Here is a 25,947-nt window from a genome sequence, read left to right on the forward strand (position 1 = left end):
ATCACCGCCGAACGCTCGACAGGAACCACGGGCCGGCGCGTCGTCTGCGTCACGAAACGTCGTCATGCGACGTGGGTTCGGGCCGAGTCAGCAAAAGCGCCGGGGACCGAAGAACGAATCCGCCGACGGGAGTCCGCGGCTCAGAGTCGACCGGAATACGGATGGGCCCTGCCGGATTTGAACCAGCGATCACCCGGTGTCCCATTCCGCCGGCGGTGCCGGACGGAAGTATGAGCCGGGCGCTTTGAGACCGGACTAAGCTAAGGGCCCGTACGTGTGAGGTGTCGCCGGCGGTTCTTGAACGTGCCGGGTTCGCCGATACCGGGGGACTGCGTCGGTGCTGCTCGGACGGCGCGGGCTCCGCTCACGGTGCGGCGTCGGGAGGAAGGCGCCGAAGCCAGGACTCGAACCTGGGACCACCTCGTCTCTGCGGGAGACAGTGGCCTGCGTCCCGTAACAGCGAGGTGCTCTACCATCTGAGCTACTTCGGCGTGCATTGCATCGTACCGCGGTTAGTTTGAAATGGCTTTCGTTTCGCCCGCCGGGACCGACCCGGGTGCTGCGCCGCCGTCTCAGCCCTCGCCGCGTCGTCGTTGCGCGCGTCGAGACGTCGGGGCGGCGGCCGGCCGCGGCGCGACCGACACCCTGGTAAGCCGTCCGGCCGAATCCGCGTCCATGACTGATTCGGAGCTCGACGCGCTGCTCGACCGGGTTCGCGACCGCGTCACGCCCGACGCGGCCGAGCGCGAGCGGCTTCACGAGGCGGCGGCGGCGCTCGCGGACCGCGCCGCCGACGCCGTCGCGGACCTTCCGTCGCCGGCGGACGAGGCGGACGTGCTGCAGGTCGGGTCGACGGCGCGCGGGACGTGGCTCGCCGGCGACCGCGACATCGACCTGTTCGTCCGGTTCCCGACCGAGTTGAACCGCGAGGAACTCGAAGAGTACGGGCTCACCGTCGGCCACGCCGCGCTGCCCGACGGCCGCGAGCAGTACGCCGAACACCCGTACGTCACCGGCGAGTTCCGCGGCTTCGACGTCGACCTCGTGCCGTGTTACGACGTCGCGGACGCGACCGCGATCCGGTCGGCGGTCGACCGGACGCCGTTCCACACCGAGTACCTCGACGCCCGAATCGACGACGAGCTCGCCGGCGACGTCCGCGTGTTCAAGAAGTTCCTGAAGGGCATCGGCGTCTACGGCAGCGACCTCCGGACCGAGGGGTTCTCCGGCTACCTCGCGGAGCTGCTCGTCGTGGAGTACGGCGGCGTGGTGGACCTGCTCGACGCCGCCGCGGACTGGACGCCGCCGGTCCGGTTCGACCCGGAGAACCACGGGACGGCGACGTTCGACGACGCGCTCGTCGTCGTCGACCCGACGGACCCGGAGCGCAACGTCGCCGCCGTGCTCTCGGAGGACAACGTCGCCCGGTTCCAGCACTACGCACGCGAACTGCTCGCCTCGCCCGACGAGTCGCTGTTCTTCCCGTCGGAGCCGGAGCCGCTGTCGGCCGACGCCGTCCGCGGCCACGTCGACCGGCGCGGCACCGACCCGGTCGCCGTCGTCTTCGAGGCGCCGGACATCGTCGACGACCAGCTGTACCCGCAGCTCTGCCGGTCGCTCGACGGCGTCCGACGGGACCTGTCGAGCCGCGGATTCGACGTGCTCCGGGCTGCGGTGTTCGCGACCGACGCGAGCGAACCGGGCGACGGCGAGGGAACCGAGAACGGGACGGACGACGGCGGGTCGCGTCGCGCGGTGCTGTTCGTGGAACTCGGGTCGCGGACGCTGCCGCGCGTCGAGCGCCACCGCGGCCCGCCGGTGCACGTCCGCGGCCACGCGAAGGGGTTCTACGAGAAGTACGCGGACTCGGACGCGTACGGGCCGTTCATCGACGACGGCCGGTACGTCGTCGAGCGGGAGCGCGACGAACACGACGCCGTCGCGGTCCTGGAGTCGGACGCGCTGTTCGACGTCGCGCTCGGCACCCGCGTGGAGTCGGCGCTCCGCGGCGGCTACGACGTCCTCGCCGGTGGCGACGTCGCCGCGCTCACGGACCGGTTCGGCGTCCACCTCCGACGGTACTTCGAACCCGGGCTGTAGCCGGCCGAGGCGACTGGCGGCGGAGCCGACTCCGGGAGTCGGCGTTCAGACGTCGAAGCGGGCGCGAAGCGACGAGACGACGTCCTCGGTTTCGGGTTCGGGGTCGTCGCCGTCCGGTTCGATGGGCGGGCGGCCGTCGAACGTCTCGTGGACGATGCCGACGCCCTCCGAGAGCGTGTCGAGGCCGTAGCCGCCTTCGAGGACGAAGCCGAGGCCGGCGCCGGTCCGCTCCGCCGCGGTCCGCATCCGGTCGGCCATCAGCGCGTAGCCCTCGGTGCTGACGCGCATCCGCGAAATCGGGTCGTGGCGGTGGGCGTCGAAGCCGGCGCTGACGAGCAGCAGGTCCGGGTCGAACCGCTCGAACACCGGGAGCAGCACGTCGTCGATGACTTCGAGGTAGTCGGCGTCGCCGGCGCCGGCGCCGAGCGGCGCGTTCAGCGTCGCGCCCTCGCCGTCGCCCTCGCCGGTCTCCTCCAGCGCGCCGGTGCCGGGGTAGAGGCCGTCCTCGTGGACGGAGGCGTACAGGACGTCGCCGCGGTCGAGGAAGATGTCTTGCGTCCCGTTGCCGTGGTGGACGTCCCAGTCGAAGATGGCGACGCGGTCGACGTCGGCGTCGACGTCGCGGCCGGTGTTGGCGTCGCCGGCGCGGTGGCCGTCGAAGTCGTCGATGGCGGCCTGCGCGGCGACGGCTGCGTTGTTCACGAAGCAGAAGCCCATGGCGTCGTCCGCGACGGCGTGGTGGCCGGGCGGCCGGCCGATGGCGAACGGCGTGTTGCGGCCGGGCGCGCCGGCGAGCGCCTCCTCGGCGGCCCAGACCGCCTGGCCGGCGGCGGAGAGCACCGCGTCCCAGGTGCCGTCGGAGGCGACGGTGTCGGGGTCCCAGTTGCCGCCGCCGTCCCGGCAGAACGACTCGATTTCGTCGACGTAGCCGTCGTCGTGGACTGCCGCGACCGCCTCGCGGGTGACCGGTGCCGCCTCGACGTACTCGACGCCGTGTTTCCGCTTCAGTCCCTCGCGGATGGCGCGAAGCCGGTCGGGGTTCTCGGGGTGCCGCGTCCCGGTGTCGTGGTCGAGACACGTGTCGCTGTAGCCGAACCGCATCTCACTCGAACAGCGCGAAGTACGTCTCGATGTCTTCGGCTTGCACTGTCCGTCTGTCGGCGTGCCGCGCGAGGATGGCCGCGGCGCGCGCGACGTTGTCGGCGTAGTCCTCCAGGACGTCCGCGAGCGCCACCCGGGCGTCCATCGACACCCGGTAGGCGTCGTCGATGTCGAGCCGCGCGATGCGGTCCACCGGCGCGATGGGGAGCGTGAGGTCTTCGCGGTCGACGACCTGCTCCACCTCGAAGTCCGACGGCATCAGCGTCTTCCGGCCGTCGGCGTCGGCGCGCTCGGCCGCGTCAACGGCCAGTTCCGCCCCCCGCAACTGGATGCGTCGCGCCAACTCCTCGGCGGCGCCGGCGCTCACCCGGAGGTCGCCCGCGTTCCGGCGGATGACCTCGTCGACGGGAGCGAACGGCAACTCGACACTCATACACATAGGCCGGTGTGATGCGTGTATAATGCTTTCCGTTGGCGTGGTTCGGCGCGCCACCCCGGACCGGGACGGAGACCGGACACCGAGTCGGCGCTGAGCGGCCCGGCGGCTCGCGCGGTCAGAATACGTCGTCGGCGTCGATGGTGCCGTCGCGCTCCGTGCCGCGCACCGTGACCTCCTCGCCGAGCCGGAGGTTCGCGCTGGTCTCCACCGACCGGGTCTCGGCGCCGTTGTCGAGGACGACCGGGTCGCCGGCCTGCACGACCGTCCCGGTGAACTCGACGGGGCCCTCGTCGTCCGCGCCGTCGTCGGCGTCCGTATCTGCGCTCGCGGCCGCGCTGCCTGCGTCAGCGGCGCCGGCGCCGCCGTCTGCGGACGCGTCGGCGTCGTCAGCGCTCGACCCGCCGGAGTCGAACGAGTCCAGGCCGCCCTGTCCGGGGTCGCGGCTCCCCGACCCGGAGTCGCCGCGTTCGCCCGCGGCGACGTCGACGTCGGCGTCCGCGTCTTCGAGCACGGAGACGGTGGACTGCCAGCCGGCGGACGCTTCGAGGTCGTCCTGCCAGCCGTCCTGGATTTCGACGTCCGTGAACACGACGTGGTCGGCGAGGTCGATGTCCTTGTCCGCCTTCTCGCCCCACAGCGCGACGCGGATTTCGCCGGTCTCGTCTTTGATGCGAACGTTCCGGACCTGGCCCTCCGAGCCGTCGTCGCGGTCGAACGTCCGGGTGTCGCTGGTCTCGATGACGCCGCCGGCGATGTCGACGGTGTCGCCGAGTTCGAGCGCCGCGATGTCGGTGGTGTCCGGGACGTACTCGACGTCGGCGTCCACCTCCTCGACGGCGCCGCGGTTCCCGACGTGCAGCTCCAGGCTGCCGTCGCGTTCGCGGACGTAGCCGTCGACGACTTCGACGGCGGTCCCCGGCTCCAGCTCCTCGGCGCGGTCGGCCTTGTCGTCCCACAGCGTCACGCGGACGCGGCCGGTCTCGTCTCCGACGGTGAGGTTCGCGACGCGGCCCTCCGAGCCGTCGTCGCGGTCGAACGTCCGGATGGAGTCGGTGTCGAGCACCGTCCCGACGAGCGTCACGTCGGAGGCGCCGAGCGCCAGGTCCTCGACGCGGTGCTCGTCGAGCGCCTCCACGTCGACTTCGGCGTCCGGGTCGGGCTCCACCTTGTCGACGGCGACCTCGAGCCCGCTGTACCCCTCCTTCGGGCGGCCCATGATGCGGAGCACGTCGCCGGTCGAGAGGTGTTCTTTCGCGTCGACGGCGACCTGGTCCCACAGCGACACCGTGATGCGGCCGGACTCGTCGGCGACTTCGACGTTCAGCACGTGGCCGTCCTCGTCGTCGCCGTCGCGCTCGAACGTCCTGACGTCGCCGACCTTCATCACCTTCGCGAGGAACTTCACGTCGTCCATCCCGGGTTCGATGTCCGCGACCGAGTTCACCTCCTCGTCGCGCAGTTCGTGCGCGATGAGCATCGCCGCGGTCTCCTCGTCGGCGAGGCCGTCCATCTGCTCGACTTTGTCCTGGACGGCCGCCTCGAACTCCTCGAACGGGACGTCGGTCTCCACGTCCTCGTAGACGTCCTCGATTACCCCCATAATTCTGTGAGTGGTTCGGCGGACGCGCCGCTTAAGGGTTGTCGTTCGCCCGGTACGGCGCCGCCCGCGGACGGTTTCGGTCGCCTCGCCGGCGAACCGTCGGCCGTGGGGGAGCGCTCCGGCTTCGAGGGTCGTCGCGCGCTCGCCGTACCAAGCGGCGCGCGTCGCTGCACTGACATACCGGTGGTGGAGCCGGCATCCCTCAAGAAGGTTCGTGGTCGGGCGGGCTACCGCGTCGTCTCGGCGGCGGTCCGGGTCTCGCCCATCGACCGGTGCAGGACGGTGACCGCACCCGGGAGTCCGCCGTCGAAGCGGACGGTGGCGTCGTACGCCCGGTAGACGATTTGCTGTGTGCACACCGGCCCGCCCTCCGAGACGGTTTCGACGGTGACGGTGAGGCGGTCGGCGTCAGGGTCGTACGTCGCGTCCGCGAGGGCCGCCCGCATGCAGCCGTTCTTCCCGCGGATGACGCCGCTGCACGTCACCGCCGACTCCGCGAACCGGACGGTCGCGTCCTCCTGCGGCGTCGCCGCGTCACCGGTCCGGGAGAACGACCGGTCCGTAATCGTCGGCGTCGCCCCGTCCGTCGGCGGTTTCGTCGTGTCCGCGGGCGTCGACGTCGGCGTTCCGGAGGTGTCGGTGTCGTCGTCGCCGCCGTCTCCGCCGGTGCCGCCGCCCACGCATCCGGCGACGCCGACGGCCGCGCCGGCGCCGACCGCGGCGATGAACTCTCGACGGTCCATGTTTCACCACTCGCTCGGTGAACGCAAAAGGCCACGGGAAGCACAAACACGGCTTTGTGTCTCAGACGGCCCCCGTACCGTAACCGTCTTAAGTGGGTCGGCAGTATACTGAATCGAGTCCGGGTAGGGTAGTGGACTATCCTCTTGGCTTGCGGAGCCAGGGACCGGAGTTCAAATCTCCGTCCGGACGTTCCTTTCACTCACTCCGTTCGGTCAGTTACGTCCGACGTGCCCACGCTCACTTCGTTCGCGTGGACTCCGTCCGGACGTTTCTGACGGCGCCAAACGCGAGCGAAGCGAGCGCCGGCGACGACGCGCGAGACACCACGCCTAACCCGGTTCGCCCCGTGCGGTTTCGTAATGGCCGTCGACGACGACACGGCAGCGCTCCGCGCCGGCGTCGCGCTGTTCAACGCCGGCGAGTACCACGCCGCCCACGACCCGTGGGAGACCGCCTGGCTCGCGCTCCCCGACGACGACCCCGACGAGCCGCTGTTCCACGGGCTCATCCAGTTCACCGCCGCCGTCCACCACGCCCGCGGCCGGAACTGGACCGGCGCGGTCGGACTCGCCGCCGGCGCGCGCGACTACCTCGGCCCGCTTCCCGACCGGCACCGCGGCGTCGACGTCGCCGCCGTCCGCGCCGCGGTTCGAGCGCTCGAAGCCGACCCGGAGCGAGTCGAGCGCGCCCCGACCGCGCCGCTCACTCACGACGGCGACGAACTCGGCTACGCGGACCTGTCGCTGCAAGCCGCGGCCGCCGCCGCCGACGCGGTCGCCGCGGAGTACGGCTACGACGACGACGTCGTCGCCGACGCGGCGCGCTACGCGGAACTCGAATCCGAGCGGGGCCGGTCGCGGTTCGCCGCGCTGCTGTTCGACTTTCTGACGGAGGAGGCCGGCCGCGGCTTCATCCACGGCAGGCTCACCGACCTCGTGGCGCAGCGCCGGCGGAAAGAGGAGGACGTCACCGGGCTGTTCGACTAGGCTCAGTTGTCGCCCGCAGCGCCGTCCGCGTCGTCTACATCGCCGTCCGAATCGCTATCTTTCGGCTCGCCTGCGAACGTGTAGTCGGCGGAGTTGTCCTGCGGGTCGTAGCCGAGGACGTCGCGGGCGCGGTCGAGCGAGTAGTACTTGCGGTCGTTGTCGGAGATGCCGTAGACGATTTCGTAGTCGTAGTCGGCTTCGAGACACCGTTCGAACAGGTGCGCGCAGTCGCGGTGGCTGAGCCACATGGCCTGGCCGCGCTCGTACTCCCGCGGCGGGTGGCCCTCCGTGAGGTTGCCGATGCGGACGCAGACGACCGAGATTCCTTCGTCGTCGTGGAAGTACCGGGCGAGCACCTCGCCGGACGCCTTGGAGACGCCGTAGAGGTTCGACGGGCGCGGGAGTTCGGAGCCGTCCAGCCGGAAGTCGTCGTCGCGCCGGTACAGCTCCGGCGTCCGGTCGTCCGTTTCGTACGCGCCGACGGCGTGGTTCGACGACGCGAACACGACCGTGTCGACGTCGGCGTCGGCCGCCGCCGAGAGGACGGCGTGGGTGCCGTCGATGTTGTTGCGGAGCACCGAGTCCCACGGCGCGTTCGGCCGCGGGTCGCCGGCGAGGTGGATGACCGCGCCGACCCCGCTCACGGCGTCGCTGACGGCGTCGCGGTCGGTGATGTCGGCGACGACGACGTCGTCGTCGGTGACGCCGTCCGGGAGCGCGTCGGCGTTCAGCGGCTCGCGGTCGAGGAGCCGCCAGTCGTACTGGTCGCCGATGCCCGAGAGGATGGCGCGCCCGACGCGCCCGCCCGCACCCGTGAGCAGAACCGGGTCGTCCATTCGGTGAGTCGTCCGGCACCGCGGGGTAAATAACGGTCGATTCCCCGGGCGGACGGCCGGGCGGGGCGCGCGCTCACACCGGCGTCCGGTACGACTTTGCCGCGCGGCGACGACGGCGCGGTATGGTCACGGACGTCCAGCAGGCGTGCTTCGAGGCGGGCATCAAGTTCGGGTCGCTGTACCACCAGTTCGCCGGGACGCCGGTGTCGCCGCGGAGCGCGCGGTCGCTCGAACGCGCGATGGCGGAGGCTATCGAGAACCAGCCGTACTGCGAGTCGGTCGTCGTCCGCATCGACGACGACGCGGTCCGCGAAGCCATCGACCACGAGAACGGCTACACGGAACTGACGGGTCGGCTGATGGAGGTGGAGATGCGCGTCGGCTACGCGGACACGTCGGTGCAGACCCGGATGGAGATGGAGGGCGGCTACCCGCTGATGAAACTGGTCGACGTCGCCGACGGCGACGCAGACGCGGACGGAGACGCGAACGCGAGCGACGAGTAGCGGGGAGCCGAATCAGCACCCGAGCCGAGCCTGTTCTGCCCGAATCCCGCCTGAACAGCGCGGAGTGGCGTCCGAGCCGCGGATTCCACTTTCAGTTTCGGGCGACGGTTTAACATGGTCCGTGGCGAAACGGTCGCTATGGGACAGACGACGTTCGACGACGAGGACCTGTTCGGCGAGGCGGCCGACGAGATGCGCGCGGACGTGGAGACGCACCTCGAAGCCGCGCGGTCGAACCTCCCGACAGCGAGTTCCGTGTGGGAGACCGACGCCGACAACGTCCTCGGCGCGCTCAACGGCCTCCGCTCCGCGCTCGACACTGGCGACGCCGTCGAGGAGCTCCGGCAGGCGAAAAAGCAGTACGTGATGGGCGAACGCGCCGGCGCGTTCGACGAGGACGACGAGCTCGCCGACGAGATCGAAGCGCTCGAATCGCTCATTGAGACGCTCGAAGACGCCCACGAGCAGGTCGGCGAACTCACCAGCACCGTGCCGGCGCTCCGCAGCCAACTTGAGGACGCTCACAGCGAGGCCGACGACGCGGACGCCGACACCGACGCGGACGCCGACGCTGAGGCTGACGCGGAGGACGGCGACGCCGGGGAAGCCGAAGCCTGACTACCGGTCGACGACCGCCGCCGCGACGTCGACGAGCGCGTCACTCGCACGGTCGAGCAGCTCCTCGCCGAGATCCGCGTCGCCGGCGGTCGGGTCGCCGACGACGCCGTTCTCGCTGAACTCGTCGCTGTCGTGCGACAGATTCACGCCGCGCACCCACTCCCCCCACCGAGCGGCGGCGCCGTCGCGCGCCGCGTCGACGCGCTCCTCCCGAACCAGGTCGGGCGCCAGTTCGCGGAGCAGCGAAGTCTCCAGTTTCCCGGCGTGCCCCATGTCGCCGGCGTGGTCGCCGACCGCCTCGAACCACGTGAACGCGACCGCGTAGGCGTCGACGTCGTCGTCGCGGGAGACGCGCCGCGTCGCCTCCGCGAGCGCCTCGACGTTCCCGCCGTGGCCGTTGACGACGACGACGCGGTCGACGCCGTGGAACGCGAGGCTCTCGATGGTCTCGCGGACGTACGCCCGGAACGTCTCCGGCGACACCCACAGCGTCCCGTCGAACCGCCGGTGCTCCTCGGAGACGCCGACGTGGACGGGCGGCGCGACGGCCACCTCGACGTCGGCGGCGGAGGCGCGCCCGGCGGCCTCGTCGGCGACCGTTTCGGCGGCCAGCGCGTCGGTTCCGAGCGGCGCGTGCGGGCCGTGCTGCTCGGTGCTCCCGACCGGCAGGAACGCCACGTCGACGTCGGCGTCGCGAACCTCGGTCCACGTCGCCTCTGACAGCTTCATGCGCTCCACGTCGACCCCCGCGGACTTGTAGCCCGACGGTCCAGCCCAAGCCTCGCCGTCGTCTTCCGCGGCCTCGCTCCCTTCGGACGGTTGTCCCACCGCGCCCGTGACGGCTCGGCCCACAGACCTCGCCGTCGTCTTCCGCGGCCTCGCTCCCTTCGGTCGCTCGGCCGCGCTGGCAACCCGTTGGGGTTATGGCCCACCCAACCGAATCCGTGGCCAATGGGATTCCTCGAGGACAAGTCGCGCGCCCGCCTGTTCTACAAGTACTTCTCGGCGGTGTACGACACGGTGAACCCCTACATCTGGGACGAAGACATGCGGAACCAGGCGCTCGAGTGGTTCGACGCCGACCGCGACGACCGCGTGCTCGACGTCGGCTCCGGCACCGGCTTCGGGACCGAGGGGCTGTTGAACCACGTCGACGAAGTGTACGCGCTCGACCAGTCGCGCGGCCAGATGAGCCGGGCGTTCACGAAGTTCGGGAAGCGCGGCAAGGTTCACTTCCACCTCGGCGACGCCGAGCGCCTCCCGTTCACGGACGACGCGTTCGACAAAGTGTGGTCGTCCGGCTCCATCGAGTACTGGCCGAACCCGGTGCAGGCGCTCCGGGAGTTCCGCCGCGTCACCAAGCCCGGCGGCACCGTCCTCGTCGTCGGCCCGGACTACCCGAAACTCAAGCCGTTCCAGTGGCTCGCCGACGCGATTATGCTGTTTTACGACGCCGAGGAGGCCGAGGAGATGTTCTCGGCGGCCGGCTTCGAAGACACCACCCACTACGTCCAGCAGCGCCACGTCGGGGCGCCCCGCGCCATCACGACCGTCGCGACGGTCCCGGAATCCGACGGCGACAGCGACGCCGCGTCCAACGCGACCGAGACCACGCAGCCGGCGTCGAACGAGTAACTCCGAGACTGTCCCACTCGCCGCTTCTCCCAGTTCCGCTCTCGTCACGCCGCAGTCGTCGACAGCGACGCGAGCGGCTGGCCGTCGACGAACAGCGTCACCGAAACCGCGCTCCCGGCGTCGACCGCCGGGTGGTTCGTCCCCGCCACCCGGAACGATGCGGTCTCGCCCGCCGTCCACCGCGGGTCCCCGGCGGCGTTGAACGGCCCGGTCGGCCCGCTTCGGAAGCCGGTCGCGGCGAAGAACGGCACCGGCGGCTGATGGGTCAGCGGGTCCCCGTCGATGGTGACGACGACCCGGAGCGTCCGCGCGTCGAGCGCCTCGCCGCCGCGGTGCGTGAACAGGAACGCCCCGTCGTCGACGCGGACGTCGACGGCCGCGACTGGTGCCGGGGCTGCCGGCGCAGTTGCGACTGCGGCCGCGCCGACCGCCGCGGCGAGCGTGACCGTGATGGCGAGCAGCACTGCGACGCCGAGCACCGGCGTCGACGCGCGGCGAGACACGGCGGTGGTGGTGCCGGCTTCACGCAAAAACGTTCGTCCGTGACGGCAGCCCCCGGGGCGATACTACCCGCTCGACTCGGCGCGGGTTCCGTTGTACGCCTCCGCGACGGTCGCCGGGTCGGTCGGCGACACCGAGATGACGCCGACGTCGGTCGAACTGGTGTCGACGGCCGTGACGACGTACGTGCCGCGCGGCGACAGCGTCCACAGCACGCCGTCGTCCCCGGTCCGCCCGATGGTGGTGCTCTCGCCGCCCTCCCGACCGATTTTGACGACCGCGTTCACCGGGTCGCCCGTCGCCGGGTCGACGACGGCGATGCGGAGCGGGCCGCCGGCGTACGTCCGGTTCACGCGGACCGTCAGGTCGAGCGTCCGCGAGCGCGTCGGGCCGCTCGGGAACGAGTCGAGCGCGATTCGTTGCTGCTCTCTGAATATGCGTTCGGTGCCGCCGTCCACGTACGCGGTGAGCGACCCGCCGGCGTACTGGACCTGGTACAGTTTCGTCCCGATACTCCCCTCGCCGGTCTTCTCGCTGTCCGGCGCCGCGGCCCAGATTTCCGGGTAGCTCTCCGCGACGACCTCGCGGACGACGGTGAGGTTGACGTCGCTCCCGTCGCGGTTCCGCAGGTCGCCTCGGTACGTCTCGCGGACGTAGTCGCCGCCGGCGATGGTCGTCAGAACGACACCGGTCCTGTTCGCGGCGACGTAGACGCGCGTCTCCGCGGTTTCTCCCCGGAGCGCGGCCGCGACCGCGTCGCGGACCGGGCCGTCGAACGTCCGGAGGTCGTACAGCAGCGGGTAGATGTCGGCGTCCCCGAGCGAGAAGTCCTCGGTCGCCTCGGCGGCGTCGCTCAGCATCCTGATTCGGTCCGCGAGCGCCGCCGACTGCGCCCGAATCCGCGCGAGCCGCACGAGCAGTTCCTTCCCGGTGATGTCGCCGTCGACGTACGCTTCGAGCGCGCGCTGCTGTCTCGCGCTCATCGCGTCCGTGTCCGCCTCGACCTCGTTCATCGCGTCGAGAATTATTTCTCGGCGCGCCTCGCTCGTGTTGGCGCGCTGGATGCGTTCGCGGATGGCGAGCGTCCGGAGCCGCGCCGTCGAGGCGTTCGTGCCGAACGCGGTCGCGGTTCCGGCGTCGATGGTGACGACGTCGATGGTGCTGGCGTCCGTCGTCCGAAGCGCGAGGATTCGCGAGACGTTCGGGCCGTTGCTGACGTTCGCGGTCGTCTGCGCTCGGCTCTCGTTGGCGCCGGCGTCACCGGCGACCGCGGTGTCGCTGCCGGCTTCGCTGTCCCGGAGCGCGGTTCCGGGGAGCGCTGCTGACGCCCCTGAAGCGCCGGGTTGCGTCGCCGAGGAGGGGGCCTGCGGCGGGTCGGTCGACGCAGGCTGGGCGGCCGTGGCGCCGGCGCCGACGGCCGCGACGACCAGGAGGAAGACCGCGACTGCGGGGAACGCCTTCATGCGGCGCGAGTACCCCGTCCACGCATAAAAAACCGGCCGACACGCCGGGCCGTCCGGCGGCGGACGGTTCGCCGACGCGCTCACGGCGGCCCGGAATTCACGTCGGACAGCGGACAGGCCGATGGAAAGCGTTTTGCCGGGTCGCGGTCACTCGTTTGACGATGCGGCACGTGGCCCTCCTCCTCGCCGCCCTCTCCCTCTTGGCTCCGGCCGCCAGCGTCGGCGTCGCGGCGGGTTCGTCCCCGGCCGCCGCACCGGCGACCGCCGACGTCGGTCCGTCGGCCGGAGTCGCGGACATCGGGGCGGCGCCCGCGGATATCGCGGCGTTCGCGGACCCGAAGACGACGTTCACGGTGTCGGTTCGGTCGAACCACGACGCGCGCTGGACCGTCACCGCCAGGTTCAATCTGACCGACAGCGCCTCCCGCGCGGCGTTCCGGGCGTACGCCGACGACTACGCGTCCGGCGGCGCGCCCTCAGGGCCGTCGGTCGAGGTCTTCCGGAACGCGGCGGCGCTCGCCGAGAACGCCACCGGCCGCCAGATGACGGTGCGGAACGTCCAGTACAACGCGACGGTGACGCAGAACGCGACCGGCGCGCCGGCGTCGCTCGGCGTCCTGCGGCTCCGGTTCACGTGGACGAACTTCGCGACGACCCGGGGGAACGGGACGCTCGTCGTCGGTGACGCCTTCACCACCCCGGAGAACGGGACGTGGATGCCGTCGCTGACGGCGGACCAGCGGCTCGTCATCGTTCCGCCCGACGGCTACGTCCCCGACACGTCGGTGTGGCGGCTCTCGAATCAGCGCGTCGTCGTGGAGGGGCCGGAGACGTTCAGCCGCGACGAGTTCCCCGTGACGTTCGAGGCGGCGTCCGTCGGACCGCCCGGCTTCTCGCTCGTCGAGTACGGCCTCGGGGCGGTGACGCTGCTGCTGCTCGGCGCCGTCATCTACCTGCTCGTCCGCCGGTCGCGCGACGGGGAGCGCGACGCCGCGCCGGAGCGGTCGGTACCCGCGAGCGCGACGCCGCGCCGGAGCGGTCGGTACCCGCGAGCGCGACGTCGGAGTCGGCTGACGGAGCGACCGCTCCGCCGCCGGAGACGGCTCCCGAATCGCGCGGCGCCGAGGAGGCCGAAACCGAGCCGGGGGCGGCGGCCGACGGCGACGAATCGGTCGAGGACCTGGAGCTGCTCTCGGACGAGGAGCGCGTCGAACGGCTCCTCGAACGGAACGGCGGTCGGATGCGGCAGGCGGCCATCGTCAGCGAGACCGGCTGGTCGGACGCGAAGGTGTCCCAGTTGCTCTCGTCGATGGCCGACGAAGACCGCGTCGAGAAGCTCCGGCTCGGCCGCGAGAACCTGATTTCGCTGCCGGAGTTCGACGCCGGCGGCGACGGTGGGGACGACGGCGCCGGCGGCGACGACGAGGAGTGACCCGCCCGCGGCGCGAACCGGCCGCGTCCCCGCGGTTCCGAAACTATTTACCCCGGACGGCGGCAAGTTCTGCCCGATGAAAATCCTCGTCACGGTGAAGGAGGTCGCGGAGGCGGCCGACGACTTCGAAATCGACGGGCTCGACGTCGGAGAGCAGTACCTCGAGTACGACCTGAACGAGTGGGACGACTACGCCATCGAGGCGGCCGTCCAGCTCGGGGAGGCGAACGACGACGTCGAAGTCGTCTCCGCCACCATCGGCCCGGAGCGGTCGGAGGAGACCATCCGGATGGCGCTCGCGAAGGGCGTCGACCGCGCGATCCGAATCTGGGACGACGACGTCGCCGGCGCCGACCTCGACGTCGCCGCCAAGACGCGGCTGCTCGCCGCCGTCGTCGACGAGGAGGACCCCGACCTCGTGCTCACCGGCGTGCAGGCGAACGACGACGGGTTCGGCGCGACCGGCGTCTCGCTCGCCGAGGAGGTCGGCGACGCGTGGGCCGCCGTCGTCAACCAACTCGACGTCGAATCCGACTTCTCGGTCGCGCACGTCCACCGCGAACTGGAGGGCGGCGTCGAGGAGCTCACCGACGTGGAGCTGCCGGCGGTGCTGACGATTCAGACCGGGCTGAACGAGCCGCGGTACGCGAGCCTCCGCGGCATCCGGCAGGCGCAGTCGAAGGAAATCGCGACGAAGACGCTGGCGGACCTCGGCCTCGACGCCGCCACGGTCGACTCCCCCATCACTCGGACCGCGATGTACGAACCGGAGACCGAGTCGGAGGCGACGTTCTTCGACGGGGACGCCGACGAGCAAGCAGCACAGCTCGCTGACGTGCTGCGGCAGACGGGGGTGGTGTCCGAATGAGCGACGTGCTCGCGGTCGCCGAACACCGACGCGGCGACCTCCGCGACGTCAGCTTCGAGCTGGTGACCGCCGGCCGCGAACTCGCGGACGGCCTGGGCGGCGACCTCCACGTCGCCGTCATCTCCGGCGACGTCGACGGCTTCGCGGAGATGCTCCGGCTCGACGGCGTCGACACGGTCCACACGGTCGCGGAGGGCGAGGAGTTCAACCACGACGTCTACGCGCAGGTCGTCGAGGCGCTGCACGAGGAACTCGACCCGGCGGCGCTGCTGCTGCCGAACTCCGTGAACGGCCTCGACTACGCGCCGGCGGTCGCGAACGCGCTCGACCTACCGCTCGTCACCGACGCCGTCGACCTCGCGTACGGCGACCGGCTGGAAGCCACCCGCGAGATGTACGGCTCGAAAGTCGAGACGACGGTCGAAGTCGACGCCGACCAGTTCGCCGTCACGGTCCGTGGCGGCGAGTGGGGCGCAGCCGAGACCGCCGCCGACGTCGACGTCGAGCCGTTCGACGTCGCCGTCGACGACGACGCGGTCCGGACGACCGTCACCGGCTTCGAGGAGGTCGGCGCCGGCGACGTCGACATCGCCGACGCGGAGTTCCTCGTCTCCATCGGCCGCGGCATCGAAGAGGAGGAGAACCTCGACCTCATCCGCGAACTCGTCGACGTCACCGGCGCGACGCTGTCCTCGTCCCGCCCCATCGTCGACAACGGCTGGCTCCCGAAGAACCGGCAGGTCGGCCAGTCCGGCAAGCAGGTGACGCCCGACGTCTACCTCGCCATCGGCATCTCCGGCGCCGTCCAGCACGTCGCCGGCATGAAGGGCGCCGACACCATCATCGCCATCAACACCGACCCGAACGCCCCGATTTTCGACATCGCGGACTACGGCGTCGTCGGCGACCTGTTCGACGTCGTGCCGGCGCTCATCGAGCAGTTCGAGTGAGCGGACGCGCCGGCGCGTAACTCGCATCCGGTACGCTCTTGCGTCCCCCGGCCCGACGCGGGTGTAATGGAGTACCTGGAGCGCCGGGTTGCGATGGTGAACGACCGCCTGACGGAGGTGACCGAGGCGGTCGAGCCGGACCGGCTCGCCGAGGAGCTCGGCCACGTCGCACTCGCCGGCGGGAAGCGCGTCCGCCCGACCGTGACGCTGCTCACCTGCGAAGCCGCGGGCGGCGACACGGAGGACGCGGTCGACTTCGCCGTCGGCGTCGAACTCGTCCACAACGCGTCGCTCGTCGTCGACGACATCATCGACCGCTCGGCGGTCCGCCGCGGCACCCCGAGCGCCTGGGCCGAGTTCGGCTACGGCCCCGCCATCATCGCCTCCGACGGCCTGCTCGGCGAGGCGTTCGCGCTGTTCTCGTCGGACGAACGCGCCATGCAGGTCGTCGCCGAATCGATGGTGGAGCTCGGCGAAGGCGAAGCCACGGAGCTGGTGGCGCGGCCGACGAACGAAGCCGAGTACATGGAGCTGGCGCGCCGGAAGACCGGGGCGCTGTTCCGGGCGGCCGCCGAACTCGGCGCGGTGGCGGCCGACGCCGACCCGTTCGCCGTCGAGTCGTTCGGCGAGTACGCCGAGCGCGTCGGCGTCGCCTTCCAGATTCGCGACGACGTCCTCGACGCCGTCGCCGACCCCGCCGAACTGGGGAAGCCGACCGGGCAGGACGAAGCCGTCGACCGGCCGTCGCTGCTACAGGTGACCGACCTGACGCCCGAGGAGGCGAACCAGCGCGCGCACGACCAGGCGGACATGGCGCTCGAAGCGCTCGAAACCACCGGGCTCGACGACTCCGACGCCCGCGGCTACCTCCGCGACCTCGCCGAGTTCGTCGTCGTCAGAGAGCGGTGAGCAGTCGGCCCGGAGAGACGCGGCGTCGACGCCGCCGCTCGCGGCTCCGAAGCGAGAGACCGCGGGTCGGCCGGAAGAGAGCGGAGAAGGAAGGAGAAAGAGGGGAGGAGAAGAGCCGGGTCGGGAGCGGTCGTCAGTAGAACTCGCGGACCAGGTCCATGGCGCCCTCGGGGGCGCCGTCCTCGTCGATGTCGCTCATGTCGTCGTCGAGGCCGTGGCTCTCCTCGTACGGCACGGACTCTTCGTCCTGGTAGAGGACGCCCATGTACTCCTTGTCGGCGTCCATCACTTTGTCCTTCGCGGCGTCGCGGTCGGTCGGGTCGTAGTCCGTCTCCTTCAGGTCGACCAGCGAGTCGCGGAAGTAGTCGTAGGTGTCGACGTCGTTGAACGTGACGCACGGCGAGAACACGTTCACGAAGCCGAAGCCGTCGTGTTCGATGGCTTTCTGCACGATCTCCTGGTGGCGGAGCGCGTCGCTGCTGAACGACTGCGCGATGAACGTCGCGCCGGACGCGAGCGCCAGCGCCAGCGGATTGACCGGCGGCTGCTTCGGGCCTTCCGGCGTCGTCGCCGTCTCGAAGTCCTCGCGGCTCGTCGGGGACGCCTGCCCCTTCGTGAGCCCGTAGATGCGGTTGTCCATGACGACGTAGCTCATGTCGACGTTCCGCCGGACGGCGTGGACGAAGTGGCCCGCGCCGATGGAGTAGCCGTCGCCGTCGCCGCCGGCGACCATCACTTCGAGGTCCGGGTTCGCCATCTTGACGCCCGCGCCGACCGGCAGCGCGCGGCCGTGGACGCCGTGGATGGCGTAGCTGTGCATGTACGTCCCAATCTTGCCGGAGCAGCCGATGCCGGCGACGACGAACGTGTTGTCCGGGTCGTTCCCGGTTTCGGCGAGCGCCTTCATCATCCCGTTCATCGTCCCGAAGTCCCCACATCCGGGGCACCACGTCGGCTGCTTGTCGGACTTGAAGTCCGTGAATTTGACCTGTGAACTCATTGTTACGCCTCCAGAGTCTCCTTGATGTCGGCTGCGAGCTCGTCCGCCTTGAACTGCACGCCGTTGTACTTGTTCACCCGCTTCACGCGCTGGAGCGTGTCGTGTTCGAGCACGTCCGCGAACTGCCCGTTCGCGTTACACTCCACGACGATGACGTCGTCTGCGGCCTCGAACTCCTCGGTGAGGTCGGGCCGCGGGAAGATGTACGGACACGACAGCACGCGGACGTCGATGCCGTCCTCCTCGAGGAAGTCGAGCGCCTCGACGAGCGTCCCCTCGTTCGACCCCCACGTGACGACGAGCGTGTCGGAGTCCGGGTTCCCGAACTCGCGCGGCGAGAAGTCCTCGCGCTCCTTCGCCGTCTCGACCTTCCGGTTCCGCTTGTCGACCTGCTCGATGCGCATGTCGGTGTCCTCGGTGCGGCGGCCGAGCTCGTCGTGTTCGAGACCGGTGGACATGTGCGCGCCGCCGGTCGTCCCCGGGAACGCCCGCGGACTGACGCCGTCGTCGGTGAGCTCGTGCGGCTTGAACTGCCCCTTGTCGGTCTGGTGTTCGGCGACGCCCTCCGCGTCGACGACGTTCCCGCGGTCGATTTCGACGTCGTCCATGTCGAACGCGTCCGGCTCGAACGTCTGTTCGGTGACCGCCATCGCGAGGTCGGACGCCAGGAACACCGGCGTCTGGTACTTCTCGGCGAGGTTGAACGCCTCGACGGTCTTCCAGAAGCACTCCGCGACCGTGGTCGGCGCGAGCACGAACCGCGGAATCTCGCCGTGGCCGCCGTACAGCAGCATGTTGAGGTCGCCCTGCTCCTGTTTCGTCGGCATCCCGGTGGACGGCCCCGAGCGCATCACGTCGCAGATGACCAGCGGCGTCTCCGAGGTCGCGACCAGCCCGAACGTCTCCGTCATCAGGTCGATGCCGGGGCCGGACGTCGCGGTCATCGCGCGGGCGCCGGCGCGGGCGCCGCCGAGCGCGAGGTTGATAGCGGCGAGTTCGTCCTCCGCCTGCACGACGTGGCCGCCGAACTCCTCGATGCGGCCCTTCAGGTACGTCATCACGTCGGTCGCGGGCGTGATCGGGTAGCCGGCGTAGAACTTACAGCCGGCGGCGATGGCGCCCATCCCGATGGCTTCGTCGCCGTTCAACAGGACGTAGTCGGCGTCGGTCGTCTCCAGTTCGTACGGGAACTCCTCGTCGGCGTACTCCTCTTGGACGTACTCGATGCCGTTCCGTGCGGCCTCCTTGTTGTTGTCGACGAGCGCCTGCCCCTTGTCGCCGAACCGCTTTTTCAGCGCGGAGTCGAGGTTCTCCACGGGGAAGTCCGACACCTCGCAGGCCGCGCCGAGCGCGACGACGTTCGCCATGATGGCGCCGCCGGCGTCCTCGGCGAGCCGCTTCAGCGGGACGTTGAGCCCCGTGATTTCGCCCGGAATCTCCACGTCCTGCATCGTGGTACGTTCGCCGTCGTAGATGATGACGGAGTCGTCGTGGAGCTCGTCGAGGTTCTCCTCGATGGTCCGCGGCGTCAGTGCGATCAGCACGTCGAGGCGGTCGACGACCGAGTCGACACGGTCCACGGCCGTCCGGACCTTGTAGGCTGTGTAGCCGCCGCGGATCCGAGACGCGAAGTCCTTCGAGGTGAACACGTGTCGACCCGCTCGGGAGAGCGCCTGCGCGAAGATCTTCCCGGTCGAGTCGATGCCATCGCCGGCTTCCCCGCCGATGGCCCAGTTGAAGTCCGCTGGCATACTAGTCGGCTCTTTCCACGGTCGGAGGAAAAGCCTTCTGAAAGGGGGAGCCACCGCAGTGTTACTGTTTGAACGAAAATACCGCAAGAATGTCGATAAATGACAAATAAAGACAGTTGCTTCGGAGTATAAGTGACCGTTCGTAGTCGAAAGTCGGTGTTTCGGCCGTTCGGAACGGAGATAACGACGGCTGTCGACGTCCGGGACGACTGTTGTCCAAAGCGCGGGCGGGCGAGGCACGCGCCGACGTGGAGAGACGCAGCGACGCTGGTTCGCCGGGCCGAGCCGAGACGGGTCAACCGGCCCCGAGTCGCTGGCCGATGGACCGGCCGGTTCCGACACCTTCCCGTACCCGCCCCGCCAACGACGCGGCATGGACGCTACGGTCACGGTTCAGTCGGTCGAATCGGTCGGCCCCGACACGGTCGCAGTGACGTTCGACTCGCCCGACGAGTTCGACGCCAAGCCCGGGCAGTTCGTCCGGCTCACCGCCGACGTCGGCGGCGAATCGGAGTCGCGCTTCTACACGGTGTCGTCGCCGGACACGGACGGCTCGTTCGAGACGACCGTCGGGCTGGACGGCGGGGAGTTCGCGGCCTCCCTCGCCGACCTCGAACCCGGCGACACCGTCGACGTCTCGGGGCCGTTCGGCGAGGACTACTACGAGGGCGAACCGCGCGCCGTGGTGCTCGCCGGCGGCCCAGGCATCGGGCCGGCGGTCGCGATCGCGGAGGCCGCGCTCGACGCCGGCAACGAAGCCGCCGTGGTGTACCAGTCGGACGCGCCCGCTCACACCGACCGGCTCGACCGTGTCCGCGACCGCGGCGGCTCGGTGGTCGTCACCGCCGACGACGTCGACGACGCCGTCACCGACGCGGTCACCGGGGTCGACGGCGAAACCGCGTTCGTCTACGGCTTCGCCGAGTTCGTCGACGACGCGACCGCGGCGCTGACGGACGCCGGCTTCGACGGCGAGACGAAAGTCGAGAACTTCGGGTAGCCCCGTCGGACGGCGACGGAGCCGAGAGAACGGCGCCGGTCGACGACCCGGCGGTTACAGCAGCGACGCGCCGTCGAACTCGGTGCGGGCGTAGTCGATGCCCATGAGTTCGAGGATGGTCGGCGAGATGTCAAGCAGGTCCGCGTCGGTGACGGTCGCCTCGGGGTCGTCGACGTACAGCGTCGCGTCGTCGAAGCTGTGCATCCCGTTGCGCGGCCCGGCGGAGAAGACGCCGTCGTCGTGCGGCTTGAACTTCGATTTCAGGTCGAAGCCGTCGTTCGGGATGACGACGAGGTCGGGCGCGATGTCGTCGTGTTCGCCGCGGAACGCCTCCTCCTTTTCGACGACGCGGTCGGCGACTGGTTCGCCGTTCGGCCCTTCGAGCCGTTCGAGCGCCGCCTTCAGTTCGTCCCGCGTCGACTCGTACTCCTCCTGCGGGACGCTTCCGCGCGGCTCGCGGCCCTCGAGGTTGAGGTAGAAGCGGCCCGGAATCAGCGAGTACGCCCGCGTCTCCTCGGCGATGTCGTCGAGCTTCTCGTGGTCGTCGTCCTCGAACGACAGCCAGCCTTCCTCCTGCAGCCACGCGTTGAACTCGACCTCGTAGTCGAGCGACGTGAAGCCGTGGTCGGAGGCGACGACGAGCGTCACGTCGTCGGCGAGCTGCTCGCGGAGCTTCCCGATGTACTCGTCGACCGAGCGGTAGAAGTCGATGAACTCCTCGCGGTACTCGCCGTCTTCGGCGTAGTCTTTGTACAGGAAGTGGTTGACGCGGTCGGTCGTCATGAACACGCCGAAGAACAGGTCCCAGTCGTCCTCCTCGACGTAGTGGCTGAACGCCTCGTACCGCCGGTCGAGCGTCTTGTGCGCGTGTTCGAGGAACTCGGACTTGTCGTCTTTGTGGCCGAGTTTCGGGTTCGCGTCGAGCAGGTAGTCGATGGATTCGAGGTACTCGCGGAGCTCGTCGGGGTACGCCGCCTTCTCCACGCTCGGCGAGAGGAACCCGGACACCATCCGCTGGACGTTCCGCTGCGGCGGGAACGTCACCGGGACGTTCAGGACGGTGGCGTCCAGCCCCTCTTCGGTGACCCGGTCCCAGACCCGCGTCGCCTGCACGTCCCGACCCATCGGGACGTACGTGTCGTACGACCCGACTTCGCGGTCCTGAAAGCCGTACACCCCGGTTTCGCCGGGGTTGACGCCGGTGGTGAGCGCCGGCCAGCACGCCGACGACTCCGGGGGGACGATGGAGTCGATTTCGCCGCTCGCCCCCTCCTCGGCGAGCGCGGCGAAGTTCGGGAACTCCTCGGGGTGCTCCGAGAGCAACGAATACGGCACGCCGTCGATACCGACGAACGCGACCCGCGGATTGTCGTCTCCGCGCAGCCGGTCGAACAGACCCATACGACCGGATACGACGCCGAAGATAAAGTCCTTCAGGTTCCGCCGCCTTCCGCAGCGGCTCCGAGACGCCGGTGATTCTTGCGTCGCCGGCCGTCCGCCGCGGTTGGAGCGCGCCGTCCTGGCTGGCCGCGGCGGCCCAGGACTGCGGGACGAGTCATCGACCGTGGCCGTCGAGCAGCCGGACCGCCTCCGCGGCCGCGACTGCCCGGGCCACCCGAGGCCTTTTGTAGGTGCCGACGAACCGAGACGACGATGACGGACGGCGCGGCGACCGGCGGCGACGACTCTTCGAGCAGCGGCCGGCCGTCGCCGCTCGAACCGTTCCGTCGGTTCGCCGCGCTCCCCGGCGACGTGCTGGTGTTGTCGCTCGCGATGTTCGCGTTCAGCCTCGGCTTCCAGACGACCGGCCGGTACATGCCGGTGTACCTGGAGGCGCTCGGCGCCGGCAGCCTCGCCGTCGGCCTGTTCAAGAGCGTCGGCGACCTCATCTCCGCGGTGTTTCCGTATCCGGGCGGCGCCGTCTCCGACCGCATCGGCTCGCGGTCGGCGCTCACGCTGTTCGGGCTGGCGTCGACGCTCGGCTTCCTCGTCTGGTACGCCGCCGGCGACCTGCAGGGCGTCGCCGTCGGCCCGACGTCGCTCGCCGTTGTGCTGCTGTTCGCCGGCCTGTTTCTCTCGCAGGCGTGGAAGTCGTTCGGGCTCGGCGCGACGTTCGCGGTCGTGAAACAGTCCGTGGAGCCGTCGCGGCTCGCCGCCGGGTTCGCCGCCACGGAGACGTTCCGTCGGACGGCGTTCCTGCTCGGCCCGCTGCTCGCCGCCGCGGTGCTGGCCGCCTACGCCTTCGAGGCGGGCTTCCGCGTGCTGCTGCTCGTGGCGGCCGGCGCCGGACTCGTCGGCACCGTCGCCCAGCACGTCCTGTACGACGCCAGCGGCGACAGCATCGGGAAGTCCTTCGCCGGCGTCGAGACGCTCCGCGAGGACCTCCGTCGGCTGCCCGAGCCGCTCCGGCCGCTGCTCGTCGCCGACACGCTCGTCCGGTTCGCCAACGGCGCCGTCTACGCGTTCTTCTCGCTCGTCGTCGTCAACTACTTCGGCGTCGGCGTCACGCTGCCCGTGGTCGGGCGGCTCCCGCCGGCGTCGTTCCTCGGCGTGCTGCTCGCCGTGGAGATGGCGGTGGCGCTGGTCACGATGGCGCCGGTCGCGCGGCTCAGCGAGCGCGTCGGCCTGAAGCCGGTCGTCGCGTTCGGCTTCGCCGTCTACGCCGTCTTCCCGGCGCTGCTCATCTCCGCGCCGACCGACGGCGTCGACGCCGCGCTCCCGCTGGTCGGCGCGGTCAAGTTGTCGGCGCCGGCGGTGCTCACGGTGCTGTTCGCGTTCTCCGGGCTCCGGTTCGCCGGGCTGCCGGCGCACAAGGCGCTCATCGTCGGCCCCGCCGAGGCGGGGAGCGGCGGCCGCGTCACCGGCGCGTACTACCTGCTCAGAAACGTCGTCGTCATCCCGAGCGGCGTCATCGGCGGGTGGCTGTACGGCGTCCGGCCGGCGCTCGCCTTCGGCGTCGCGTCCGCCGTCGGACTCGTCGGCGTCGGCTACTTCCTGCTCCGCGGGAAGGAGTTCGAGCCGACGGGCTAACCCGCGGTCGCGGTCGCCGCTCCGCCGCCGGCTCCCGCGTGCGCGGTTCTCGGCGCGCTACTCGCTCCCCGGGGCGGCGTCGCTGTCGGCCTCCGTGACGTGCGTCGGGTCCACGGCGCCCGCGTCCGCTCCGCCGGAGTCGCCGCGTTCATCGCTGTCGCGCCTGCCGACGGTCGCGTCGTCGCCGGTGACCTGCTCGCCGGTGACCGGCGCCGCGTCGCTATCGGCGGCCGCCGCGTCGACGACGCGGTCCGCGAGTCGGTCCAGCGTTCCCAGCCCGGCGCGCTTGTAGAGGACGGCCGACGCACCGGCCTGAGCGGCCGGCTCGTCGACGGAGCCGGTCGGCTCCCCGGTGAGGAGCAGGACCGGCAGCGACTCGTCGACGCGGTGGACGCGCCGGCAGAGCGCGACGCCGTCGAGCGCCGGCGGCCGGTGGTCCGTCACCACGCAGTCGACGCCGCCGTCGGCGTCGTCTCCGCCGTCGTCGTCGACGTCGCCGTTGTCGCTGTCGCCGTCGTCGCGGAGCGCAGCCATCGCCGCTTCGGGGGTCCTCACCCGGTCGACCGTGACGCGCGGCCGGTACCGACCGAGGTACGTGGCGACGAGCGCGGCGAACTCGTCGTCGCTCTCCACGTAGAGGAGCCGAACGGACGACTCGGGGCTCCGGGGCGGCTCCTCGCTGTCTCGGTCGTCGACACCGTCCGTGTCACTTGCTGGCATGGCCGGGTGCGCTGGTTCGGCCGCGAACACATAACTGAACCGGATATTTCTGCCGCGGAACCGGTTAATTTCGCAGTACTAGTAGGTTCGCTGTCACGAGGGTCGCTTCGACGGGGATTTCACGGTGCGCCGGCAAGAGGGCCCGTGAGCCGAGACGACCACGGCGCCGACCGCGCGGCGACCGACGAGCGCCCGGAGCGTCCGCCCGCAGACGGCCTCGCCGACGCCCTGTCGCTCCGCCGGAACGTCGCCGTCGGCGTCGCCACCGGCGTCCTGCTCGCCGCGGCGACGTACCTCGTCCGGGTGTTCGAACTGCTCGGCCCGTTCGTCGGCACCCGCGACTACCCGGTACTCGGCGCGGAGGGCTACTTCCTGCTGCTCGCGTTCGTGCTCGCCGCGACGACGGCGCTGCTCGTGACGACGCTGCTCGCGCTCCGCTCGGCCGTCGGCCTCGTCCGGGAGGACCGCCGCACGCAGTAAGCCGCCGGCAGCAGCGCGCCTCGGCGCCGCGTCGCTACTGTTCGAACTCCCGATCGGTGCCGGCGAGCGTCGCCAGCCGCTCGGCGCCGGCGCGCGTCCCCTTCGCGATGATGACGTCGCCGGCGTGCAGCTCGGTCTCCGCGCTCGGCGAGACGACCCACTCGCCCTCCCGCTCGTCGTCGCCCGGGCGGCGCACCGCGATGACGCGCATCCCGGTCTCGGTTTTCACGGTCCGCTCGGCGAGCGTCGCGTCCGCGAGCCGCGACCCGGGCCGGACGGTGAGCCGGACGATGATTTCGTCGGACTCCTCGACGGCCTCCGCGACCACCGGGTGGGCGTCGAGGCCGCGCAGCACGCCCTCGCTGATTTCGAGCGCCGCGTCGCTGATGACTTCGGTCGCGGAGGCGAGGTGGACGAGCCCGCGGAGCTGCACCGGGTCGTCGACGCGGCCCGCGGCGCGCAGCGTCCACGCCTCGAACCGCGACTGCAGCGCGTCGACCTCGGCCTCCAGTTCGACGACCTCCTCGGCGACGCCCTCGCTGTTGAACAGGACGGCGCCGTACGCGAGGTCGACGGCGAGTTCGCTCATGTTCTTCATGAGGACGATGGAGTCGACGGCGCGTTCGAGGTCGTCGATGGCGGCCTCCGGCGGCGACGGCGGCTCGTACGGCTCGCCGGTCGCCGCCTCGTACACCGTCCGAAGGCCGTCTTCGACGCCGCGCAGCAGCAGCGAGTCGCCGGCCCGCAGCGTCGTGTCCGGCCCCGGGTTCGTGATCCACGACTCCTTGCCGGACGCGCGGTCGCGTCGCACCGCGATGACGCGGACGCCCGTCTCGGTCTCCATGTTGATCTCCTGCAGCGTCTCGCCGACGTACGGCGAGTCGCCGTCGAGCGTCGCGCGGACCAGCGTCTCCACCGCCTCCGGGAGCGCCGCCCGCATCGCGTTCGGCAGGCCGATGTCCTCCAGGACGATCTTCGCGATGTCGCCGGCGGCGTTCGAAATCTTCTCTGCGGCGCCGATGACGCCGAGCACCGGCGCGAGCTCCTCGGCGTCCTCGGGGCTCCGCGCCGCCATCATGACGCTCATCCGCGCCTGCAGCTGCAGCACGTCCATCCGGGATTCGAGTTCGAGCACCTCCGCGGCGAGGTCGTCGCTGCCGTGGAGCACCGCCGAGTACGACAGGTCGATGAGCAGCTCCGCGGTGTCTTTCATCTCCGACAGCACCGCCTTCACGCTCACCGGCTCGTACGCGACACGCTCCTCTCGACTCATTCGAC

Annotated in this window: 26 protein-coding genes, 3 tRNA genes and 2 pseudogenes; 14 read left to right on the plus strand and 17 right to left on the minus strand. The window is 70.7% G+C overall.

All coding sequences use genetic code 11. The features are described 5' to 3' along the window. Window positions 1-162 precede the first annotated feature (162 nt). Both ACQUS7_RS04190 and ACQUS7_RS04195 read right to left on the minus strand, forming a co-directional pair. Window positions 163-270, minus strand: a tRNA-Ile gene (locus ACQUS7_RS04190). A 119-nt stretch (window positions 271-389) separates the two neighbouring features. After that, window positions 390-491 (minus strand) — tRNA-Asn (locus ACQUS7_RS04195). Window positions 492-675: 184 nt separating this feature from the next. Between ACQUS7_RS04195 and cca the strand changes: the two genes are divergently transcribed. Then, a complete protein-coding gene (gene cca / locus ACQUS7_RS04200; RefSeq protein WP_435127404.1) occupies window positions 676-2,100 on the plus strand; it encodes a CCA tRNA nucleotidyltransferase in 1,425 nt (474 codons plus the stop codon). Between the two features lie 45 nt (window positions 2,101-2,145). Here the strand turns inward: cca and ACQUS7_RS04205 are convergent, their stop codons facing one another. From ACQUS7_RS04205 to ACQUS7_RS04220, 4 genes are all read right to left on the minus strand, one after another. After that, entirely contained in the window at window positions 2,146-3,201 is a 1,056-nt protein-coding gene (locus ACQUS7_RS04205; protein WP_435127402.1) for a histone deacetylase family protein, read from the minus strand. Window position 3,202: 1 nt separating this feature from the next. Continuing rightward, on the minus strand, window positions 3,203-3,634 hold the full coding sequence (locus tag ACQUS7_RS04210) for a histone (RefSeq protein WP_435127400.1): 432 nt from the start codon (window positions 3,632-3,634) through the stop codon (window positions 3,203-3,205). A 121-nt stretch (window positions 3,635-3,755) separates the two neighbouring features. Further along, window positions 3,756-5,240, minus strand: coding sequence for a single-stranded DNA binding protein (locus ACQUS7_RS04215; RefSeq protein ID WP_435144908.1), 1,485 nt, complete (start codon window positions 5,238-5,240; stop codon window positions 3,756-3,758). A 227-nt stretch (window positions 5,241-5,467) separates the two neighbouring features. After that, entirely contained in the window at window positions 5,468-5,983 is a 516-nt protein-coding gene (locus ACQUS7_RS04220) for a hypothetical protein (RefSeq protein ID WP_435144911.1), read from the minus strand. Window positions 5,984-6,100: 117 nt separating this feature from the next. Here ACQUS7_RS04220 and ACQUS7_RS04225 point away from each other — a divergent pair. Together ACQUS7_RS04225 and ACQUS7_RS04230 are read left to right on the plus strand one after the other, a co-directional pair. Then, window positions 6,101-6,173, plus strand: a tRNA-Arg gene (locus ACQUS7_RS04225). Between the two features lie 170 nt (window positions 6,174-6,343). Next, on the plus strand, window positions 6,344-6,970 hold the full coding sequence (locus tag ACQUS7_RS04230; protein WP_435144913.1) for a DUF309 domain-containing protein: 627 nt from the start codon (window positions 6,344-6,346) through the stop codon (window positions 6,968-6,970). 2 nt (window positions 6,971-6,972) lie between these two features. Here ACQUS7_RS04230 and azf read toward each other — a convergent pair whose 3' ends face one another. Then, complete coding sequence (azf, locus tag ACQUS7_RS04235; RefSeq protein WP_435144915.1) at window positions 6,973-7,806, minus strand: NAD-dependent glucose-6-phosphate dehydrogenase Azf; 834 nt, start codon at window positions 7,804-7,806, stop codon at window positions 6,973-6,975. A 122-nt stretch (window positions 7,807-7,928) separates the two neighbouring features. Here azf and ACQUS7_RS04240 point away from each other — a divergent pair, with 122 nt between their 5' ends. Continuing rightward, on the plus strand, window positions 7,929-8,312 hold the full coding sequence (locus ACQUS7_RS04240) for a dihydroneopterin aldolase family protein (RefSeq protein ID WP_435144917.1): 384 nt from the start codon (window positions 7,929-7,931) through the stop codon (window positions 8,310-8,312). A gap of 138 nt (window positions 8,313-8,450) precedes the next feature. Further along, a complete protein-coding gene (locus tag ACQUS7_RS04245; RefSeq protein WP_435144919.1) occupies window positions 8,451-8,930 on the plus strand; it encodes a DUF5790 family protein in 480 nt (159 codons plus the stop codon). Here the strand turns inward: ACQUS7_RS04245 and ACQUS7_RS04250 are convergent, their stop codons facing one another. Continuing rightward, on the minus strand, window positions 8,931-9,659 hold the full coding sequence (locus tag ACQUS7_RS04250) for a creatininase family protein (RefSeq protein WP_435144921.1): 729 nt from the start codon (window positions 9,657-9,659) through the stop codon (window positions 8,931-8,933). Between the two features lie 222 nt (window positions 9,660-9,881). On the opposite strand from ACQUS7_RS04250, the gene ACQUS7_RS04255 reads away from it, so the two are divergent. Continuing rightward, on the plus strand, window positions 9,882-10,565 hold the full coding sequence (locus ACQUS7_RS04255) for a methyltransferase domain-containing protein (protein ID WP_435127387.1): 684 nt from the start codon (window positions 9,882-9,884) through the stop codon (window positions 10,563-10,565). Window positions 10,566-10,609: 44 nt separating this feature from the next. On the opposite strand, the gene ACQUS7_RS04260 is transcribed toward ACQUS7_RS04255, so the two are convergent. The 3 genes from ACQUS7_RS04260 to ACQUS7_RS04270 form a co-directional block, all read right to left on the minus strand. Then, window positions 10,610-11,068 (minus strand): type IV pilin, encoded by a 459-nt coding sequence (locus ACQUS7_RS04260; RefSeq protein ID WP_435127385.1) that lies wholly within the window; start codon window positions 11,066-11,068, stop codon window positions 10,610-10,612. A 63-nt stretch (window positions 11,069-11,131) separates the two neighbouring features. Further along, complete coding sequence (locus ACQUS7_RS04265; RefSeq protein ID WP_435144924.1) at window positions 11,132-12,529, minus strand: DUF7094 domain-containing protein; 1,398 nt, start codon at window positions 12,527-12,529, stop codon at window positions 11,132-11,134. Between the two features lie 97 nt (window positions 12,530-12,626). Further along, a complete protein-coding gene (locus ACQUS7_RS04270) occupies window positions 12,627-12,935 on the minus strand; it encodes a hypothetical protein (protein WP_435145257.1) in 309 nt (102 codons plus the stop codon). Here ACQUS7_RS04270 and ACQUS7_RS04275 point away from each other — a divergent pair. Further along, a pseudogene (locus ACQUS7_RS04275) lies at window positions 12,883-13,239 on the plus strand (DUF7345 domain-containing protein); the annotation flags it as partial. The gene ACQUS7_RS04270 and the pseudogene ACQUS7_RS04275 overlap by 53 nt on opposite strands. Before the next feature lie 92 nt (window positions 13,240-13,331). Here the strand turns inward: ACQUS7_RS04275 and ACQUS7_RS04280 are convergent. Then, complete coding sequence (locus ACQUS7_RS04280) at window positions 13,332-13,478, minus strand: hypothetical protein (protein WP_435145260.1); 147 nt, start codon at window positions 13,476-13,478, stop codon at window positions 13,332-13,334. A gap of 219 nt (window positions 13,479-13,697) precedes the next feature. On the opposite strand from ACQUS7_RS04280, the pseudogene ACQUS7_RS04285 reads away from it, so the two are divergent. The 4 genes and pseudogenes from ACQUS7_RS04285 to ACQUS7_RS04300 all read left to right on the plus strand — a co-directional run. Beyond that, window positions 13,698-13,961: pseudogene (locus tag ACQUS7_RS04285) on the plus strand (helix-turn-helix transcriptional regulator); the annotation flags it as partial. 76 nt (window positions 13,962-14,037) lie between these two features. Continuing rightward, window positions 14,038-14,829 carry an electron transfer flavoprotein subunit beta/FixA family protein gene (locus ACQUS7_RS04290; RefSeq protein WP_435127379.1) on the plus strand — a complete coding sequence of 264 codons (792 nt, stop codon included), beginning with the start codon at window positions 14,038-14,040 and terminating at the stop codon, window positions 14,827-14,829. Next, window positions 14,826-15,779: an electron transfer flavoprotein subunit alpha/FixB family protein gene (locus tag ACQUS7_RS04295; protein ID WP_435144928.1), complete on the plus strand. Its 954-nt coding sequence runs from the start codon at window positions 14,826-14,828 to the stop codon at window positions 15,777-15,779. The genes ACQUS7_RS04290 and ACQUS7_RS04295 overlap by 4 nt, the downstream gene beginning before the upstream one ends. A 66-nt stretch (window positions 15,780-15,845) precedes the next feature. Further along, a complete protein-coding gene (locus tag ACQUS7_RS04300) occupies window positions 15,846-16,688 on the plus strand; it encodes a polyprenyl synthetase family protein (RefSeq protein ID WP_435144931.1) in 843 nt (280 codons plus the stop codon). A gap of 133 nt (window positions 16,689-16,821) precedes the next feature. Here ACQUS7_RS04300 and ACQUS7_RS04305 read toward each other — a convergent pair whose 3' ends face one another. Further along, a complete protein-coding gene (locus ACQUS7_RS04305; RefSeq protein WP_435127374.1) occupies window positions 16,822-17,688 on the minus strand; it encodes a 2-oxoacid:ferredoxin oxidoreductase subunit beta in 867 nt (288 codons plus the stop codon). A gap of 2 nt (window positions 17,689-17,690) precedes the next feature. Continuing rightward, entirely contained in the window at window positions 17,691-19,439 is a 1,749-nt protein-coding gene (locus ACQUS7_RS04310) for a 2-oxoacid:acceptor oxidoreductase subunit alpha (RefSeq protein WP_435144934.1), read from the minus strand. A 373-nt stretch (window positions 19,440-19,812) separates the two neighbouring features. Here ACQUS7_RS04310 and ACQUS7_RS04315 point away from each other — a divergent pair, with 373 nt between their 5' ends. Beyond that, a complete protein-coding gene (locus ACQUS7_RS04315; protein WP_435144936.1) occupies window positions 19,813-20,439 on the plus strand; it encodes an FAD-dependent oxidoreductase in 627 nt (208 codons plus the stop codon). Window positions 20,440-20,493: 54 nt separating this feature from the next. On the opposite strand, the gene ACQUS7_RS04320 is transcribed toward ACQUS7_RS04315, so the two are convergent. Further along, on the minus strand, window positions 20,494-21,840 hold the full coding sequence (locus tag ACQUS7_RS04320; RefSeq protein WP_435127368.1) for an alkaline phosphatase family protein: 1,347 nt from the start codon (window positions 21,838-21,840) through the stop codon (window positions 20,494-20,496). Between the two features lie 252 nt (window positions 21,841-22,092). Between ACQUS7_RS04320 and ACQUS7_RS04325 the strand changes: the two genes are divergently transcribed. Then, window positions 22,093-23,469: an MFS transporter gene (locus ACQUS7_RS04325; protein ID WP_435144940.1), complete on the plus strand. Its 1,377-nt coding sequence runs from the start codon at window positions 22,093-22,095 to the stop codon at window positions 23,467-23,469. Between the two features lie 57 nt (window positions 23,470-23,526). Here ACQUS7_RS04325 and ACQUS7_RS04330 read toward each other — a convergent pair whose 3' ends face one another. Beyond that, the gene (locus tag ACQUS7_RS04330; RefSeq protein ID WP_435144942.1) at window positions 23,527-24,189 is read right to left on the minus strand and encodes a response regulator; all 663 of its coding nucleotides are present in this window, start codon (window positions 24,187-24,189) and stop codon (window positions 23,527-23,529) included. A gap of 144 nt (window positions 24,190-24,333) precedes the next feature. Here ACQUS7_RS04330 and ACQUS7_RS04335 point away from each other — a divergent pair, with 144 nt between their 5' ends. Beyond that, window positions 24,334-24,669, plus strand: a complete 336-nt coding sequence (locus tag ACQUS7_RS04335; protein WP_435144944.1) for a DUF7536 family protein — start codon at window positions 24,334-24,336, stop codon at window positions 24,667-24,669. Between the two features lie 34 nt (window positions 24,670-24,703). On the opposite strand, the gene ACQUS7_RS04340 is transcribed toward ACQUS7_RS04335, so the two are convergent. Further along, complete coding sequence (locus ACQUS7_RS04340; protein ID WP_435144947.1) at window positions 24,704-25,942, minus strand: potassium channel family protein; 1,239 nt, start codon at window positions 25,940-25,942, stop codon at window positions 24,704-24,706. Between the last annotated feature and the right edge of the window lie 5 nt (window positions 25,943-25,947).

The sequence above is a fragment of the Halobaculum sp. P14 genome, from assembly GCF_051195155.1.
In the GTDB taxonomy this organism is placed as follows: domain Archaea; phylum Halobacteriota; class Halobacteria; order Halobacteriales; family Haloferacaceae; genus JBNTKA01.